Source organism: Oceanimonas aquatica (assembly GCF_030732065.1).
Taxonomy (GTDB): domain Bacteria; phylum Pseudomonadota; class Gammaproteobacteria; order Enterobacterales; family Aeromonadaceae; genus Oceanimonas.
In genome coordinates this window covers 19152-35273 of the sequence record NZ_JAVBHX010000006.1, presented here as the reverse complement: position 1 = coordinate 35273, position 16122 = coordinate 19152, and the positions used below count along the sequence as shown (strand labels likewise).

The following is a 16122-nucleotide window of genomic DNA, read 5'->3' as shown; positions in this document are numbered from 1 at the left end:
ATTTTAAAGGCGCTAACTCGAAAGAGTTAACGCCTTTTTCTTTTGGTGTGCAGCACCAGCTGGTGCACTGCGGTAACCGTTGAAAGGCGTATTAACGCGAGGCTTCAAAGTGGGCGGCAGCGGCATCCAGCACCTTGCGGGCCGAGGCGGCGTCTTCAAAGCCCAGACCTTCCATGCCGCCGTCCGGACCTTTGTAATTGGCAAACCACAGATCGATGATCTGGCTGACACCGGCATACTCTTCATCCAGTTGCGCCATGGTCTCGATATGGGCAAAAGGGGAATCGTTGGCCAGCACGGCAATCAGCTTGTCGTCCTGCTCACCGTCATCCAGCATCTTCAGCACACCAATCACGCGCACGTCCACCACTTCACCCCGAGGCACCGCCTGACCCAGCACAATCACATCCAGCGGATCACCGTCTCCGCCCAGCTCCTTGGGCAGGGCCGTACCCGGTATGGCGCCATAGTTGCCCGGATAACCCAGGTAATTCACCACCCGCGGCTTGCCCTTTTTATACTCCCAATACACCGCCTTGGGATCTTCCTTGCTCACTTCCCACTTGGCCGAGGTGCCGGCAGGAATTTCGACAATGGCCTTCACGGTGCCGTCCTCGTTCATGGCCTTCAGCGCCATCAGATCCGCCTTGCCCGCAATGGTAAAGTCGTCCTTTACCATCATGGCGGCGGCATGAGGAGTGGAGCCCGAAAAGGCCAGGCCACCCAGGGTGTTGGCATGAGCCGCACTAGATAACATCACCAGGCCGGCAGCGGCAGACAGCGTCAGGATTTTTTTCATGTGATTCAACTCCTTGAAAGTGAGTTGAACCACTATGCTTGGGCAAAGTGACGGGGGGATTACAGGCAAGCGTTGCGTGTTTTAAACAAAAACACGCAACGCGGTTTATGATGTGGAAAGAAACAAGCTAAACGAAACATAGTCGTATCATCGCTGTTCATAGAGCTTCCCTACAAAAGTGCATTGGCAACTCAACCAATATTCGTTACCAAATTTACTGACTTTCGCTGGGTAAATGCCACAGGAAGGGCACTTAATTTTCATCGATGTATTAACTCCACAATGCCCACATTTGACGTAGTAACCATACTTTCCATAATGGGCACTTAACTGATCGTTGCTACCGCAGTTTTTGCAGTTCAGTCCAATCTCTTTTTCACTTTTGATATCTTTATTCTGAGCGTTAGCAGGCACATCTGCTTTAGTTTGGCTCTCTTGCTTAACTTCCTTTTCAACTTCACAAGCGTAATTTTCTGATAATGCTTCACTGACGCTTGCATGCTCAGGACTAGTGACAGACGCCATTAAAAAGTCGCCGATTCGCTGAAAATCCTTCATAGAAAAATAAGCTTTACTTGAAAGCGCTACGCCTAATAATGAGTAACCGCCAATACTTTTCACCTGCTCCGCAATAGACTCACTTTTGACGACCTTTTTATTCATATCCGTAGTCATAGTATCGCGGTGCAATATACAAGTATTAGACACTGTGCAAAGTACGTCCCACTCCCGGCGACCAACCTGCAGTTGTAAACCAAGCACTTTGCCCAAGAAGTGCTCAACGTTCGCACTCAGAAAGGAGCGTAACAAGTCTCTTTGTAACTCGGCCTGAATAATGGGCGATGGCATACCACTCCACCGTCCTTGGTAACTACGGGACCACTCATCCTGAGAGTTCAGCTTTACCTCACCGTAAATGCTTTTGGACTCGATAATGATAAAACCGGCGCGGTGAACAATAAGATGATCAATCTGAGCCGTTTCTCCAAGATGGGTAAAACAGTAATCATTGAGTACCAGAATGTTCTCATCATCCTTGAAAGCTCGTCTCAGATAAAAAGCTACGTCCCGCTCCTGCTTATCACCGGCAATCCAGCGAGGATCTACAGAAGTCATAGGCTCTTTATTCTTAAGAATCGTCATTTGCTTCCCTCAAGCTCTCTTCTCTCGTTGTGCTGCTACTACTTAACTGCAACCTTTTGTAATTAGAATCAGATAATCGAAAATATAATATTTCCTGACACCAAGCTATCCCTTCAGCACCGATTTCAGCCTGGCAAACGGCTTCATCTCGTCGGTAACGATCATGTCTTCATAGTCCGGGTTGGTGGCATGCAGTAGGTAACCGCCCTCGGCGGTTTTGCGCACTACCCGCAGCAGGTATTGATCGTCACCGGCTTGATCCTGCCGCTCTATGGCCACCGTCTGGTTGCTGATGCTGCCGGCGGCATCGGGCATGATCCATTCCAGCAACAGCAGATCACCATCGTTTACCGGATGTTTGCCGCCATTCATGGAGTGGCCGCAGGCTCTGGCCAGAAAGTGGCGCTCGGGATCGATACTGATCCCCGTCTCGAATACCCCCATCATGTCGGCATGCTCACTGCTGCCGGTTCTGAAATGGCCGCAGGCGATCCTGAGATCCGGATAAAAGGGCAGTTCCACCACTTCAGCAGTTGGAGTTGAGATTGTCGTTTTCTGCAGCGTCTGTGCTTTGTTCTTGCGCCGGCGATATTCAGCCAGCCGCAAATCCACCAGCTCCTGCATCATCTCATGCAGGGTATCCAGCTCGTTCACGGGCAGAGTAAAGCGCGGGCAGAGCCGATCTTCCTTAATCTCAAACCAGTAATCAGCCTGAGAATGACTGTTGCCACTGGTGCTGTGTTTCACCGGATTTCTGTTCCAATAGCTCAGCCACTGGGGCGAGTCTGCCGCCATGGCCTGTTGTGGCTCGGGCAGGTCCAGTGCAAACAGGTCCGGATGGCGTTCCAGCACCAGCCGGGACTGCGCCGCCAGCTCGGTGAGCAAGGGCGACTCTCGCAGACCGTCCAGCTCCAGCAAAGCCTGCAGCAATATCAGCTTGAAGCACTTGGTCAGCTTGGTGGTTTCAATACCGGTCAGCAGAAAGTCGCTCAGTTTTTGCAGCACTCGCTCAGCGTCTGCTGGCAGATCGCCCTGCTCCTGCACCAGCCCAAACCAGCTGCCGTGCTGCTTGCGCAGCTTGGTAAAGTCGATGCCGGCCTGAAAGGCCTGTACCGCCGAGGGCCGGGATCCCAACTGATCCCGCAGCCGCACATAATCATCAGCCACCCTCACCCGGCTGCCGTAACGCAACCGCTCGGCAAGCTCTACGACCTGAGGATCAAGATTGATATAACAGCCGGGCGGCAGAGTAATATCGGTTTCTCCCGGTGTGCCGGATCCACCCAGCGCCTCCTGCAGTTGCCAGGGTTTGAACAGGCAGGATCTGTGATTCCCCACCAGATCGATCACCATCAGATCCTGCTTGCCGGGATGCAGCCGCAGGCCACGGCCCAGCTGCTGCAAAAACACAATGCGCGACTCTGTGGGCCGCAGCATCAGCAGAGTGTCGATGGCGGGAAGATCCGTGCCTTCGTTAAACAAGTCTACCGAGAAGATCACGCTCAGCCGGCCTTCGGCCAGATCCTTAAGCGCCTGATTGCGCGGCAGCGAAGATCCGGCATATACGGCGGCACATTCAATACCTTCATCCTTGAAGATTTTCGCCATAAATTCGGCATGGCGCACCGACACACAAAACGCCAGAGTGCGGCTGCGCCCCAGCCGCCGCCACTGTTCAAGAGCGTGTTTAGCCCGCTTTTTGCTGGCAAAGGCATGCTCCAGCGCGTCGGGATCAAAGCGGCCATTGCGCCAGGGTATTTCCTCGTAGTTGATGTGCTCGTCATAAATACCGTGATACACCAGCGGCACCAGATGGCGGCGTTCAATGGCTTCCCGCAGGTGGCACTCAAACACCAGGTTGTCGTCGCACAGAGCCAGAATATTCCCTTGGTCGGTTCTGTCCGGTGTGGCGGTGAGCCCCAGTAAAAAACGAGGCGTAAAGTGATCCAGCAGCCGGCGGTAGGACGATGCCGTGGCATGGTGAAATTCGTCCACCACGATGTAATCGAAGTGCTCCCGGTCAAACTGCCTGAGGTGCGCATCCCGGCCCAGGGTCTGTACCGAAGCAAACAGCCAGTTGGCCTGCTCTTTCTGCTCGCCGGTATACAGGCCGGTGTGTGCGTCCGGGTTCATGTGAATAAAAGTGGACTGGGCCTGACGAATAATCTCGTCTCTGTGAGCCACAAACAAAATGCGCGCAGCCTTCATCTGGCGCACATCAAAGGCCGCCAGCCAGGTTTTGCCAAGGCCGGTGGCCATCACCACCAGCCCACGGCGATAGCCTTCGGCCCGGCTGGCCTGCAGCGCCGCCAGCGCAGACTCCTGTACGCTGTTGGGCATGGGGGTTTCTCGCAGAGTTTCGTCGTCGCTGCTGTTGTCGCCGGTTACCAGCCGAAGGCGAGTCAGCGGACTTTGACGATAACGCTTGAGGTAATCGTCTATCCATTCACTGGAAACCGGAACCACTCTGCTGTCGTTAAACAGCGCTTCCATCTGCGTTTGCAGCGCCAACAGGCTGGTGGCCTCCGGGCTGTTAGCATCGCCGTCTGCGGTCAGCTGCCAGCTCCACTCCAGCGACTGAGTCAGTGCCGCCCGAGACAAATTGCTGGAGCCCACAAAGCCCTTGCCTTGCAGCCGTTGCTCGCTCTGTTGCTGAATAAACAGATAGGACTTGAGATGAAAGCCGGCCTCGCCGGTACTTTGATAGACGCGCACATCGGCTTTACGGTCGGCCAGCTGCATCAGCTCCCTGAGCGCCACCGGCTCGGTCACATCCAGATAGTCGGAGGTGAGTATTTTCAGGCTCGCGCCCCGCCCCAGCGCTTCATGCAAGGCCTCTTTCAGCAGCACCAGTCCGCTCTGGCGAATAAAGGACAGCACCATGGTAATGACACTGTCCTTGCCGGTCCGGTTAATGGCCTCAAGCAGCGGCGTTAACAGTGGCTGGTTGAACACGGGATCCTGCTCACCGCCGCCGGTTACCAACTCCAGCATCAGTTGGCCTCCTTCACCAGCAGGGCATTGAGCCAGGTTTCATGCTCCCGCCCGGGCCGCAAATCCGCCGTTTGCCAGCTTACCGCCAGCGCCAGCGGCAGAGTGGTAACAAGCTGCTCAAGACCGGCTTCATCCATATCGGTAAAGCGGCGGCCATGGCGCACCACCTCGCCCCGCCCATATTTAAAGGAGCAATACAGCACACCGCCGGTTTTCAGCTGTGCGGCCAAATGCGCCAGCACACCGGCCAGTTCACTTTCCGGCACATGCAGCAGAGACGCACAGGCCCAGATGGCATCGACGGCCGGCCGGCAGTGCAGCGCCATAAAGTCATGGCAGGCCACCGGCAGGCCGGTGTAGTCCCGCGCCTTTTGCACCAGGGCCGGGCTGGCGTCAACGGCGGTCACCTTATAGCCCAGATCGGCAAAATGTTTGCTGTCACGGCCGGAACCGCAGCCGGCATCCACAATATGGCCGCCCTTGCTCACCCTTGGCAAAAAGCGTTCATAAAGGGAACTCATATCCACGTTCACGGTGGCGGCAAAAAAGGCGTCTGCCTGTTGCTGGTAATAGTCGAGGGTCATAAGGCCTGCCGGTAAATACATGTTGCAGACTACTGTATCAAACTTGCCGCATGGTGGGCGTTTTCGTTCGGAACTGGTTTATGAAAGCCCTGGGCTGGTATCCATGTCATCTTTCCCATTCACTTTTTCACCCTACAATACGCCCATGAACACGCCCATCACCCCCACCCCGCTGGATGACCCGTTTTATTACCTGTGCAATATGCAGCAGGTGGTGCAGTTTTGCCTGACCCGTTATCACGATTTGTGGCTGGCGGAAGAGCACAAACGGCTGCAAACGTTTCTGGCCCTGAGCAAGCCGGCTCAGGGCTTGCTGGTGCGGCTGGTGATGCGCAAGGGCTGCCTGTTTCGAGCCGACAAGCTGGTTTATGCCGAGATACCGAATGTGGAACGGGCCATTGCCGAGCTTAGTGAGGCCGGCTTTGTTGAGCCTGCGCCGTCGCTCACGTTAAGCGAGCTGTGTGCCCTGGCCCGGCGCGAGGAATGTGTGCAGCTGGCTAAACACCGCTTGCCGAAGCTGGCCTTTGCCGCTAATGCCCGCAAGCGGGATCTGGAGGCGGCGCTGTTAACGGAACAGCCCACGGCAACACAGCCACTGGCCGCCTGGTGGCCCCAGGCCCCCTTTGCGGTAATCGGGCTTGCCTGCCATGAGCTGTTCGACCGGCTGCGGCTGATGTTTTTTGGCAACCTGCACCAGGACTGGTCGGAGTTTGTGCTTACCGAGCTGGGCCTGCAGCGCTTTGAGCCGGTGTCGCTGAGCGAGGCATCGCGCCCCTTTCAGCACAGAGCCGAGCTGAATGCCATGCTGGCGCTTCACCGGCTGCAGGAACGCATGGACGAACAGCCGGTGGCCGAGCTGTGTGAAATCCTGCCCGCCCCGGTGCACTGTGAGTGGATTGACTACCGCCGGCACAAGCTGCTGTTTCGGCTTGGGCGGGAAGCGGAGCGTCAGGGCGACACCGCCCTCGCCCTTGAACTTCATGAGCAAAGCCGGCACCGGGAAGCACGCATTCGCGCCCTGCGCCTGCGGGAAAAATCCGATGCACCGGCCCGAGTGGCCGAGCTGGCGCAACGGGCTCTGGCGGAGATTGAGCAGCCGGAAGCCCGCCTCAGCCTGAGCAGCATTTTGCAGCGCAGCGCCAAAAAGGCCGGACTCACGGTGCCAGCCGCCCCTGCTCTGAAAGTGCCCACGGCCAGACTGGTGTTGCAAAAGCCCGAGCAGCACAGGGTGGAAGCGGCGGTCATGGCGCATTTTGCCAATGAACACACCCGGCTTTTTCATGTGGAGAACCGGCTGTTCAACGGGTTGTTTGCGCTCTTGTTCTGGCCCGCCCTGTTTGCGCCGGTGCGCGGCGCCTTTTTTAATCCGTTTCAGGCGGGGCCGGCGGATTTGTACCGGCCGGGCTTTGCTTCGGCGCGTCACGATAAAATTGAATGCGGTTTTACCACGCTGGCAAATGGTGATTATCGTCACCTGATTCTTGAACAATACCGGCAAAAACAGGGCATCAGCTGTTCGTTCCTGCATTGGCCGTCTTTGCCTTTTGAGCTGGTGGAGCTGGCGTTGGCGGTGATCCCCGCCGCTCATCTTGAAGCGATATTCCGGCATTTGTTGCTGGACCTGCGCCATCACCGCAAGGGCATGCCGGATCTGATTGAGCTGAATACGAACACCGGCAGTTACCGCTTGATTGAAGTGAAGGGCCCAGGCGACCGGCTGCAGGATCACCAGCGGCTGTGGATTCGGGCCATGCTGGATCACGGGCTACCGGTGAGTGTGTGCGAGGTGAGCTGGCAGGAGTGACTGCCCCCATTACAAAATGGTAATGAGCTGGCAATCAGTTTGACGGGGGCAAGCGGGCAAAATGGTGTTTATTGGCTCTCAACCCATGTTTAATGGAGATAATCACCACCATGAAAAACGTTCGCTTTTCTCTGCTGGCCCTGGCATTCTGCGCCGCTCCTAGCTTTGCCGCCGACGCCATTCCCCAACGGGCCGATGTGAGCCTGCCCCTTGCCAACCAGTTGCTGGATGCCACGCTCGACGCCTGTCATGCCCAGGGCCGCACCGCCGTGGCCGCCGTGGTTGACCGGGGCGGCAACCTGGTGGCGCTGCAGCGGGACGATAACGTGGGCCCGCACAACACTCTGGCGGCCCAGCGCAAGGCGTTTACCTCGCTATCCACCAAAACCCCGTCACGGGAGCTGTCGGAAAAAGCCCGCAATAACCCGGAAGCCGAGAACCTCAATACTCTGGACGAGCTGTTGCTGCTGGGCGGCGGTGTGCCGCTGAAGGTGGGTGATCAGGTGATTGGAGCCATCGGCGTGGCCGGTGCCGGCGGTGCCGCCGTGGATGAAGGCTGTGCCCTGCAGGCCATTGAGCAGGTGCTGCCAAAGACCCTCTGAGCCTTGCCAAAACACCCGGCCCGGCGTCAACCGCCGGGCCGGGTTTCACTTCATCACCTCAGTGGCGAATGCTGTAATCGGTGGCATCGTACACTTCGAGCTCGTATTTGGACTCGAGGAAGGTCACCAGATCCACCAGCTCCGACACCGTCATCACGTTGTTATAAACCGGCATCACCGACTCACCGCCTTCGGTCTGAATCTTCGACATGTCGTAGCCTTTGGCCAGCTTGTGGGACGGGTGGATCACCGAAGTGACCAGCTCGCCATAGGTTTTAATGCTTTTCACCTTGCCGCCAAGGGCAATGGACAGGTCTTCGGTGTTCTCCGGTCGTTCATAGCCTTCCATGGTATGGCAGCTCAGGCACTGCATGTTCATAAACACCTGCTCGCCCTGTTCAACATCGCCCGGCGGCAGGCTGAAACCGCGCGATTGGGGATCGCAACCGCTGATGCCCAGGGCGACCAGCAACATAATGAGTGGTTGAAGACGCTTCATGTCAATTGACTCCCTTTGTTCATTCACAATATCCCTGTCAATTGTAGGGCAAAAAGTAACCACTCAGGGGGAAGCGGCTTCACGGCGGGCAAATATACAGGACTCACCCTAAACTGGTTGATATTTCAACAACAAAAAGGATGGGAGCATGGCAGCAGGGAAGCGACGCAGACAAGGAGGCCTGACCACGGTGGAATATGCGCTGGCAGGCGCCCTGGTGGGAGGCATGGTGGCAGCCAGCTTTGCCGGTCTGGGCAATACCCTTGGCGACACCGTGAAGGATCTGGCTCAGGCAGTGGAGCAAATTGGCCAGGATGGAGACGGCACCGGCAATAACACCGGCGGAGGAGAAAACAACACCAATACCGCCGGCAACGGCTCGGGTTCCGGCGACAACACCAATACCGCCGGCAACGGCTCGGGGTCCGGCGACAACACCAGCACCGCCGGCAACGGCTCGGGGTCCGGCGACAACACCAGCACCGCCGGCAACGGCTCGGGGTCCGGCGACAACACCAATATCGCGGGCAAGGCGTCGAATGCAGGCACTGGCCCCCTGCTGGCCGCGAATAACGCCGCCACCGGCAATGCTGCCAATGACAGTGGCTCGGGCAGTCATAACGGAGCTTCGAACACTGGCAGCGGCGGTTCGGGTCAGTCCGCCAATGCCACGAATGGAAGTGGCGGCAACGGCGCCGGCGAAACGGAATTCACCAACAACGCCAGCCTGACCGGCGCTACCGCCGGCGAAGGCTCTCTGCTGGCGGCCAACACCGGCACTGCTCACACCGTTAGCGGAACCACCGCCGGCGCTGGCCATCAGGCCTCAAACTCGCAGGCCGAAGCACCGCAACGCTGGCTGTGGTGGCTGCTGCCCCTGCTGCTGGGAGCACTGCTGCTACGGCGCCGCTCGCGTCATCAGAATAAGGGAAAGGAAGAGTCACCCTCCTCCTGAGGCGGTATTCAATGTGGCCTTCATATCGGCCCGCCACTGGTTTACCGCCAGGGTGAGATCCTGCCCGGCAGACACCCGCTGCAACAGGCCGGTCAGCTCCTGCTCAGTCAACCGTATTTGGCTCAGCACCTCCATAGCCCTGGGAGCGCTGTCTTCCAGCCCCCGGCGCACCAGGGTGTGAGCCCGCTCGCTGCTTGCAAAAAATCCATTATCGTCTTCCAGCCACTTGAGCTTGTCGTTCAGCATCACGCTGCCGGGAGACCAGGCGGCGATGACCACCGGCATTTGCTGCTCAATGGCAGTGTTTACCAGATGACGATAGGCCTCGCCGGAGCCGGACAACAGCCGGTAATCATCCAGCTTGTAGCGGGCAAGAGCCTGCTCGGTAAGCACCAGGCTGCCATGGCCCGGCATCATGCCCACCACCCGGTGATCGCCATAGTCGCTGCCGGCCAGCTCGCTGATGCGTTTAAGCCTTGCCGAGGACGGCACCGCCAGCCCCAGCTTTAGCACGGGGCCGTTGGGGCCGAGATCGTGCAGCTTGTCGAAAAAGCGCTCGGCATGGCGGCGGCTGCTGTCGGGCAACCAGGCCGAGAGGCTGGCGTCGGCTTCGCCACTGGCCAGCCTGGACCAGATTTGACCCGGTGGCACCTGCTCAACCGTGACCGCAAAGCCGGCTTGCTCCAGCTCCAGACGGGCCAGCTCGGTGGTGGCCCGGGCGGTATCCCAGTCGCCGCTAAGCAGACGAATATGCTGCTGCTCGGCGGGAGAGCAGGCAGTCAGCAGCAGTGCCAGCATCAACAAAAGCCTGTGTTTCATTTGAAAATTCCCTCGTGGTCAAGGCGCCCAGCATGCCAAAAAATGGCGCGGTAATCATGGCTTACACGGCCATATGGTTATTTTTAAGCGACACTGATCTTTTTTTATTCAGGCTGTGATAATTTGCGCCAACTCGATGCCGGGCTGGATGTGCCTGCACCGGACTCGTTTAGATAAACCCTATTATTATCAATAACCTGGATAAATATTCGAATGCGTCTGTCCATCCTGATCAAGGCTGCCCTGCTTTCCCTGACCCTCAGTGCCTGCGTGGCGCCCCTGCTTTCCATGGGACCGGGTCAGCTGATGTGGGCCATGCTCAAACCCATGGTGGGGCTGGATCCCAATACCACCAACCTGTTTGAACAACCGGTGGTCAAAACCCGTATGACCAGCCTGCTCGGTCCTCACTACGACACCACCGTTTCGCTGCTGCGTACCGCCGGCGAGCTGCAACAGCAAGGCCCGCTGTTCTATCTGGTGTCCGGCGCCGCCCAGCAAGCCGGCGCCGACAAGGCCGGCCTGGTGTGGAACGCCGACAGCAACCAGATGTCGGTGCTGCTGAGCGCCAACGATCAAACCAGGGTATTCAGTGAGTCGCACACCGGCAAGGCGGCGGTCTGGCCCGAGGTAATGCAGGGCTGGCTGACCGAAGCCGCCAACCAGCCGGCACAGCCCCTGGGCGGCACACTCACAGCTCCTGCCGAGGCCACACCGGTCGCCGCCAACCCACTGCAAGACGAGCTGAACGCCACCCGAGCGCAATTGCAGCAAGCGGAACAAAAGCTGAAGGCGCTGGAAAACCAGCAGGCCGAGGCGGCAGCGCCAACTGCAAGTGAGCCCGCAAGCACCGAGCCGGAGTTGTCGCGAGAGCAACGGGAAGCGGCCATGGAAGCCATACTGAACGAATAACGAAAAGGGCCGCGAATGCGGCCCTTTTTGATGGTGTTTATTCCGGCCTGCGAGCCGGAATCTTTCTGCAGTGCCGTAGGGTGCGAATGAGCAACGCGAATTCCACCATGCCACAGCCGGCTTCACGTTGCGGTTCGCTGCGCTCATCGGCAACCTACGCACAACCCAAACAGGTTTACAGACTCAAACTCCCCAGGTTCACGTACTTGGTTTCCAGGAACTCATCCAGGCCAATCTGGCTGCCTTCACGGCCCAGGCCCGACTCCTTCACGCCGCCAAAGGGGGCGACCTCATTGGAGATAATGCCCTCGTTCACGCCCACCATGCCCGACTCCAGGGCTTCGGACACCCGGAACACCCGGTTCAGATCCCGCGTATAGAAATAAGCGGCCAGGCCAAAAGGGGTGTCGTTGGCGCGCTGGATGGCATCGGTCTCGTCGGTAAAGCGGAAGCAGGCAGCCACCGGGCCAAAGGTTTCTTCCTGAGCCAATTGCATGTCTTCACTGGCATCGGCAATCACGGTGGGCTGGTAGAAGGTACCGCCCAGGGCATGGCGGGCACCGCCGCACACCAGCCGGCCGCCTTTTTCCAGCGCATCGGCCACGTGCTCTTCCACCTTGTCGAGGGCGTCTTGAGTGATCAGCGGTCCCTGCTGGGCACCCTCTACCCGGCCTTCCGCCACCTTCATGGCCTCGGCTGCCTCGGCCAGCCGCGCGACAAACGCATCGTAAATGCCGTCCTGCACATAGAAGCGGTTCACGCACACACAGGTCTGGCCGGTGTTGCGGAACTTGGACGCCATGGCGCCGGCCACGGCGGCGTCGAGATCGGCATCGTCAAACACAATAAAGGGGGCGTTGCCGCCCAGCTCCAGCGACAGCTTTTTCACCGTACCGGCGGCCTGGGCCATGAGTTTTTTGCCGATGCCGGTAGAGCCGGTAAAGGACAGCTTGCGCACGGCTGAGCTTTGCATCAGCGCCTCACCGATGGGGCCCGAGTCGCCCGACACCAGGTTGAGCACGCCCGCCGGCAGGCCGGCCCGCTCCGCCAGCACCGCCAGGGCATTGGCACACAATGGCGTCACACTCGAAGCCTTGACCACGGCGGTGCAGCCGGCGGCAATGGCCGGGCCCACCTTGCGGGTGATCATGGCCATGGGAAAGTTCCAGGGGGTGATGGCCGCCACCACGCCCACCGGCTGCTTGATCACCCACAGCCGGTTTTCCCGCTTTGGGCTGGGAATGGTGTCGCCACAGGCGCGTTTGGCTTCTTCTCCGAACCACTCCAGAAAGCTGGCGGCATAGGCTACCTCACCTTTGGCCTCGGCCAGCGGCTTGCCCTGCTCCAGCACCATCAGCTCGGCCAGCTCGTCCTGATGCTCCAGCATCAGATCGCTCCAGCGGCGCAGCACGGCGGTGCGTTCCTTGGGCGTGGTATGGCGCCAGTCTTCAAAGGCGGCGGCGGCAGCGGCAATGGCCTGCTCGGTCTCGGCGCCCCCACAACGGGATACTTGCGCCAGCACCTCGCCACTGGCCGGGTTCAGCACCTCGTAGCTGCTTTGAGTGTTTTGCCACTGGCCATTGCAGTACCAGCCGGTTTGCCACAGTGCGTTGCTGCTGTCCATTCTCGCTCTCCTTGTTAATCATCTATGTTCGCACAATGGGGGCTTTGAGCCAGTATAGGCACAAGCGGGCCTGCCACTCTGGGACCAGTGTCCGCTTTTGGCTGCTGCCAGACACAAAAAAGGCCGGAGCGAAGTCCGGCCTTTGGATGTCAGCAGGTTACATCAGGAGCGTTCAACCTGAGCACCGGCGGCCACAACATCGTCGGCGTCCGCCGCCCGGGAAGGTTTTCCCTTTACCCAGTGATCGGCGTTCTTGATACCGAGCTTGACCGGGTCAAAGGTGGGATCCAGCCCCTGGGCCTTTTGCGCTTCATAGTCTTTCAGGGCGATCAGCGCCGGCTTTTGCAGCAGCAGAATGGCGATGATGTTGAGCCAGGCCATCAGACCCACACCGATGTCACCCAGCCCCCAGGCCAGACCGGCGGTTTTCACCGAGCCGTAGACCACGGAGGCCATCAGCACCAGCTTGAGCAGGAACATCAGCCAGGGACGGTGCACCTTGCGGTTGATGTAGGCGATGTTGGTTTCGGCGATGTAGTAGTAGGCCAGAATGGTGGTAAAGGCGAAGAAGAACAGCGCCACCGCCACAAAGACGCCACCAAAGCCGGGCATCACCGACTCTACCGCCGCCTGGGTATAGCCGGGGCCGGCTTCCACGCCGGGCAGCTGTTCAACGATGGCCTCGCCGGCCTTGCCCATAACGTTGTAGGCACCGGTAATGATGATCATAAAGGCGGTGGCGGAGCACACGAACAGGGTGTCTATGTATACCGAGAAGCTCTGCACCAGGCCCTGCTTGGCCGGGTGAGACACCTCGGCGGCGGCGGCGGCGTGAGGACCAGTGCCCTGGCCGGCTTCGTTGGAATAAATGCCGCGCTTCACGCCCCACTCAATGGCCAGGCCCAGAATGGCACCAAAGCCCGCCTTCATGCCAAAGGCACTGCCCACAATCAGGCTGACCACCTCGGGCACCTGACCGATGTTGAGCACGATGATCACAAAGGCCACCAGAATGTAACCCAGCGCCATAAAGGGCACCACGATCTGGGTGAAGTGAGCAATACGCTTGACGCCGCCAAAGATGATCAGCCCCAGCAGGATTACCACCACGGCCGCCGACACGGTAGTGGGAATGCCAAAGGCATGCTCAATGCCGGAGGCGATACTGTTGGCCTGAACGCCGGGCAGCAGCATGCCGCAGGCCAGCACGGTGGAGAGCGCAAACACCCAGGCGTACCACTTGATGCCGAGGCCTTTTTCGATGTAGAAGGCCGGACCGCCCCGGTACAGGCCGTTGTCGTCCTTTTCCTTGTAGATTTGCGCCAGCGCGGATTCCACAAAGGCGGTACCCGAGCCCAGAAAGGCCACTACCCACATCCAGAACACGGCGCCCGGACCACCAAAGGTGATGGCGGTGGCCACACCGGCGATGTTACCGGTACCTACCCGGCCCGACAGGGACAGGGCCAGCGCCTGAAAGGAGCTGATACCGGCGGCGGAAGAGTTGCCCTGAAACATCAGCCGCACCATTTCCTTGATGTGGCGGATTTGCAGAAAGCGGGTACGAAGGGAGAAATACAGACCCACGCCCAGACACAGATAGATCAGGGGCAGGCTCCAGATATAGCCGTTAATGGCATTAACCAGTTCGTTCATGGTCACATCCTTTGTTGAACGGGTGACGGCCACATCAATGCAGCACATCGTCCTAAGTCACTTGCTGCCAACACGCCGATTCTGTGTGGAGTGCGGCAAGTGCAAGAAAATTACTCTGCAACTGGCTTTATAACAAGTAGGTAACACCATCAGTAATATTTATCCACTCCCACCCAGTCATTTGCACCCCGAATGCAATGGATGATGGGGTTGTCACCAGCCGTTTTAGAATGGCCAGTAAACCGTTATTTTTTAAAAGCTTACCCAAAGATGGCTGTTTACTCTCAGGGTGGGCACGAGGGCAGCCAGGCGCCACAGCAGGGGCACTGTCATGGCGGAGTGACCGGGCCAATGTGCAAATTTGCTGCAAGAATCACATTTTCTTTGGCGGAAAAAACGGCGGGAGAAAGAGAAATACCGGCTAAACAACCCGGGCCGGCCATCGATTATTCAGCCGAAAGCGGCCCGGTACAGTGAAAAATGCGGAACGCCACCGGCGTTAGCCGGTGAAACCGGCCACCTGGGTGCGCCAGCGCTCGGCCAGACTGTGTTGCTGGGCCACGCCGAACACGGCCTCGGGGGCCTTGCTGTACCAGGCCCAGCTCTGGTTGCCGAAGTCGTAATGCCACCACTCGCTGGGCAGGTTGGTAAAGCCGGCCCGGGTCATGCAGCTGTGCAGCAGGCGACGGTTCTCGATGATCTCCGCCTCCAGCGGGCCGGGCTTTGCCACCGCCTCAAAGGCGGCGGTATAGGACCAGGGGCTGATGTCGTCAAAATCGGTGCCCATGTTCAGCAGCTGGCCCGAACCGTCACACAGGCACACATCCACGGCGCCACCAGTGAGGTGCGGGCTGGGGGCCGTTTCATCCAGGCTGGGCGGCGCCACAAACCGCCGGGCGCGGACCAATAGCGCCTGCTCGTCTTCATCGGGAAACCGACGCTTGAGGGCATCCACCAGCGCCTCGAACAAATACTCCTGCACCCGGAACGGGCGCCAGCCGTCGAGCACCACCAGCTCGATGCCGGCGGGCAGCATGGTGGCCGCCTGCTGCAGCCGGCTCACTACCGAGCGACGCACATAGCACTCGGTCAGCGCTCCGGGCACCCCCAGATTAAAATAGGCGGGATAAACCCGAAGCGGCGGCGGCACCAGCCCCAGGGGCACCAGGGGATCGCCGTTATCAACAATGGGCAGGGCCTGCAGCTGGCCCCAGTCCGGCTCGGGCAGGCTTTGCAGGGGCTGGGAAAGAAAGTTCATGGGGATTCTCGCACGTTATGGAAGTCTCCAGCCTCGCCAATCGCGGTCTGCTTTGCAAGACCGGCGTGCCCGACTCCGATTGTTTGATCCCGGTCACTTGCCGAATCCCGAATCAATGACACACTATTAATTAGAAGCAACTAAATTAAAGGAGTGCATGATGGAAAAGAATGTTGGCAGCGTGGATCGTGTGATCCGCATTATTCTGGGCCTGGTGCTGATCGTCCTGGTGTTTGTAGGACCGCAAACCCCCTGGGGCTGGATTGGCGTGATCCCCCTGCTTACCGCCTTTGTCAGCTTTTGCCCGCTGTACAAGCTGCTGGGGATTAAAAGCTAGTAGGGCTAAAGAACGTCGCCCCGCACTTTACCCCGCCACCCCCGCACTTTACCCCGTCACCCCCGCGGAGGCGGGGGTCCAGAGCAGACGCCTGAGGATGTTGCTTTTTGCGGTGATGTTGCAGGCCCAGTCATGT

14 protein-coding genes are annotated in these 16122 nt (G+C 58.8%); 5 read left to right on the top strand and 9 right to left on the bottom strand.

Annotated features, from left to right (window positions below; translation table 11 throughout):
* Positions 1-91: 91 nt before the first annotated feature.
* The 4 genes from Q9290_RS09725 to Q9290_RS09710 form a co-directional block, all read right to left on the bottom strand.
* On the bottom strand, positions 92-799 hold the full coding sequence (locus Q9290_RS09725) for an inorganic diphosphatase (protein WP_306079454.1): 708 nt from the start codon (positions 797-799) through the stop codon (positions 92-94).
* Positions 800-946: 147 nt separating this feature from the next.
* Positions 947-1942: a nuclease-related domain-containing protein gene (locus Q9290_RS09720; protein WP_306079453.1), complete on the bottom strand. Its 996-nt coding sequence runs from the start codon at positions 1940-1942 to the stop codon at positions 947-949.
* A gap of 105 nt (positions 1943-2047) precedes the next feature.
* A complete protein-coding gene (locus tag Q9290_RS09715; RefSeq protein ID WP_306079452.1) occupies positions 2048-4936 on the bottom strand; it encodes a DEAD/DEAH box helicase family protein in 2889 nt (962 codons plus the stop codon).
* Entirely contained in the window at positions 4936-5520 is a 585-nt protein-coding gene (locus tag Q9290_RS09710) for a class I SAM-dependent methyltransferase (RefSeq protein ID WP_306079451.1), read from the bottom strand. Before Q9290_RS09710 ends, Q9290_RS09715 begins: the two co-directional genes overlap by 1 nt.
* Positions 5521-5665: 145 nt before the next feature.
* Here Q9290_RS09710 and Q9290_RS09705 point away from each other — a divergent pair, with 145 nt between their 5' ends.
* A complete protein-coding gene (locus Q9290_RS09705) occupies positions 5666-7324 on the top strand; it encodes a VRR-NUC domain-containing protein (RefSeq protein WP_306079450.1) in 1659 nt (552 codons plus the stop codon).
* 110 nt (positions 7325-7434) lie between these two features.
* Positions 7435-7926 (top strand): GlcG/HbpS family heme-binding protein, encoded by a 492-nt coding sequence (locus Q9290_RS09700; RefSeq protein ID WP_306079449.1) that lies wholly within the window; start codon positions 7435-7437, stop codon positions 7924-7926.
* A 58-nt stretch (positions 7927-7984) separates the two neighbouring features.
* On the opposite strand, the gene Q9290_RS09695 is transcribed toward Q9290_RS09700, so the two are convergent.
* On the bottom strand, positions 7985-8425 hold the full coding sequence (locus Q9290_RS09695) for a c-type cytochrome (protein ID WP_306079448.1): 441 nt from the start codon (positions 8423-8425) through the stop codon (positions 7985-7987).
* 148 nt (positions 8426-8573) lie between these two features.
* On the opposite strand from Q9290_RS09695, the gene Q9290_RS09690 reads away from it, so the two are divergent.
* A complete protein-coding gene (locus Q9290_RS09690; protein ID WP_306079447.1) occupies positions 8574-9380 on the top strand; it encodes a hypothetical protein in 807 nt (268 codons plus the stop codon).
* Here the strand turns inward: Q9290_RS09690 and Q9290_RS09685 are convergent.
* Complete coding sequence (locus Q9290_RS09685; protein WP_306079446.1) at positions 9366-10199, bottom strand: glycine betaine ABC transporter substrate-binding protein; 834 nt, start codon at positions 10197-10199, stop codon at positions 9366-9368. The genes Q9290_RS09690 and Q9290_RS09685 overlap by 15 nt on opposite strands.
* Before the next feature lie 213 nt (positions 10200-10412).
* On the opposite strand from Q9290_RS09685, the gene Q9290_RS16495 reads away from it, so the two are divergent.
* Positions 10413-11111: a hypothetical protein gene (locus tag Q9290_RS16495; protein WP_371930916.1), complete on the top strand. Its 699-nt coding sequence runs from the start codon at positions 10413-10415 to the stop codon at positions 11109-11111.
* A gap of 175 nt (positions 11112-11286) precedes the next feature.
* Here the strand turns inward: Q9290_RS16495 and Q9290_RS09675 are convergent, their stop codons facing one another.
* From Q9290_RS09675 to Q9290_RS09665, 3 genes are all read right to left on the bottom strand, one after another.
* Positions 11287-12735, bottom strand: a complete 1449-nt coding sequence (locus tag Q9290_RS09675) for an NAD-dependent succinate-semialdehyde dehydrogenase (RefSeq protein WP_306079445.1) — start codon at positions 12733-12735, stop codon at positions 11287-11289.
* Between the two features lie 162 nt (positions 12736-12897).
* Positions 12898-14391, bottom strand: a complete 1494-nt coding sequence (locus tag Q9290_RS09670) for an alanine/glycine:cation symporter family protein (RefSeq protein ID WP_306079444.1) — start codon at positions 14389-14391, stop codon at positions 12898-12900.
* 499 nt (positions 14392-14890) lie between these two features.
* The gene (locus tag Q9290_RS09665; RefSeq protein ID WP_306079443.1) at positions 14891-15649 is read right to left on the bottom strand and encodes a M15 family metallopeptidase; all 759 of its coding nucleotides are present in this window, start codon (positions 15647-15649) and stop codon (positions 14891-14893) included.
* Positions 15650-15809: 160 nt separating this feature from the next.
* Here Q9290_RS09665 and Q9290_RS09660 point away from each other — a divergent pair, with 160 nt between their 5' ends.
* Positions 15810-15986, top strand: a complete 177-nt coding sequence (locus tag Q9290_RS09660) for a YgaP family membrane protein (RefSeq protein ID WP_306079442.1) — start codon at positions 15810-15812, stop codon at positions 15984-15986.
* Positions 15987-16122: the final 136 nt, after the last annotated feature.

Bases quoted from the DNA above. Each gene is read 5' to 3' on its own strand.
- Q9290_RS09725 (WP_306079454.1), bottom strand. From the start codon at position 799: ATGAAAAAAATCCTGACGCTGTCTGCCGCTGCCGGCCTGGTGATGTTA.
- Q9290_RS09720 (WP_306079453.1), bottom strand. From the start codon at position 1,942: ATGACGATTCTTAAGAATAAAGAGCCTATGACTTCTGTAGATCCTCGC.
- Q9290_RS09715 (WP_306079452.1), bottom strand. From the start codon at position 4,936: ATGCTGGAGTTGGTAACCGGCGGCGGTGAGCAGGATCCCGTGTTCAAC.
- Q9290_RS09710 (WP_306079451.1), bottom strand. From the start codon at position 5,520: ATGACCCTCGACTATTACCAGCAACAGGCAGACGCCTTTTTTGCCGCC.
- Q9290_RS09705 (WP_306079450.1), top strand. From the start codon at position 5,666: ATGAACACGCCCATCACCCCCACCCCGCTGGATGACCCGTTTTATTAC.
- Q9290_RS09700 (WP_306079449.1), top strand. From the start codon at position 7,435: ATGAAAAACGTTCGCTTTTCTCTGCTGGCCCTGGCATTCTGCGCCGCT.
- Q9290_RS09695 (WP_306079448.1), bottom strand. From the start codon at position 8,425: ATGAAGCGTCTTCAACCACTCATTATGTTGCTGGTCGCCCTGGGCATC.
- Q9290_RS09690 (WP_306079447.1), top strand. From the start codon at position 8,574: ATGGCAGCAGGGAAGCGACGCAGACAAGGAGGCCTGACCACGGTGGAA.
- Q9290_RS09685 (WP_306079446.1), bottom strand. From the start codon at position 10,199: ATGAAACACAGGCTTTTGTTGATGCTGGCACTGCTGCTGACTGCCTGC.
- Q9290_RS16495 (WP_371930916.1), top strand. From the start codon at position 10,413: ATGCGTCTGTCCATCCTGATCAAGGCTGCCCTGCTTTCCCTGACCCTC.
- Q9290_RS09675 (WP_306079445.1), bottom strand. From the start codon at position 12,735: ATGGACAGCAGCAACGCACTGTGGCAAACCGGCTGGTACTGCAATGGC.
- Q9290_RS09670 (WP_306079444.1), bottom strand. From the start codon at position 14,391: ATGAACGAACTGGTTAATGCCATTAACGGCTATATCTGGAGCCTGCCC.
- Q9290_RS09665 (WP_306079443.1), bottom strand. From the start codon at position 15,649: ATGAACTTTCTTTCCCAGCCCCTGCAAAGCCTGCCCGAGCCGGACTGG.
- Q9290_RS09660 (WP_306079442.1), top strand. From the start codon at position 15,810: ATGGAAAAGAATGTTGGCAGCGTGGATCGTGTGATCCGCATTATTCTG.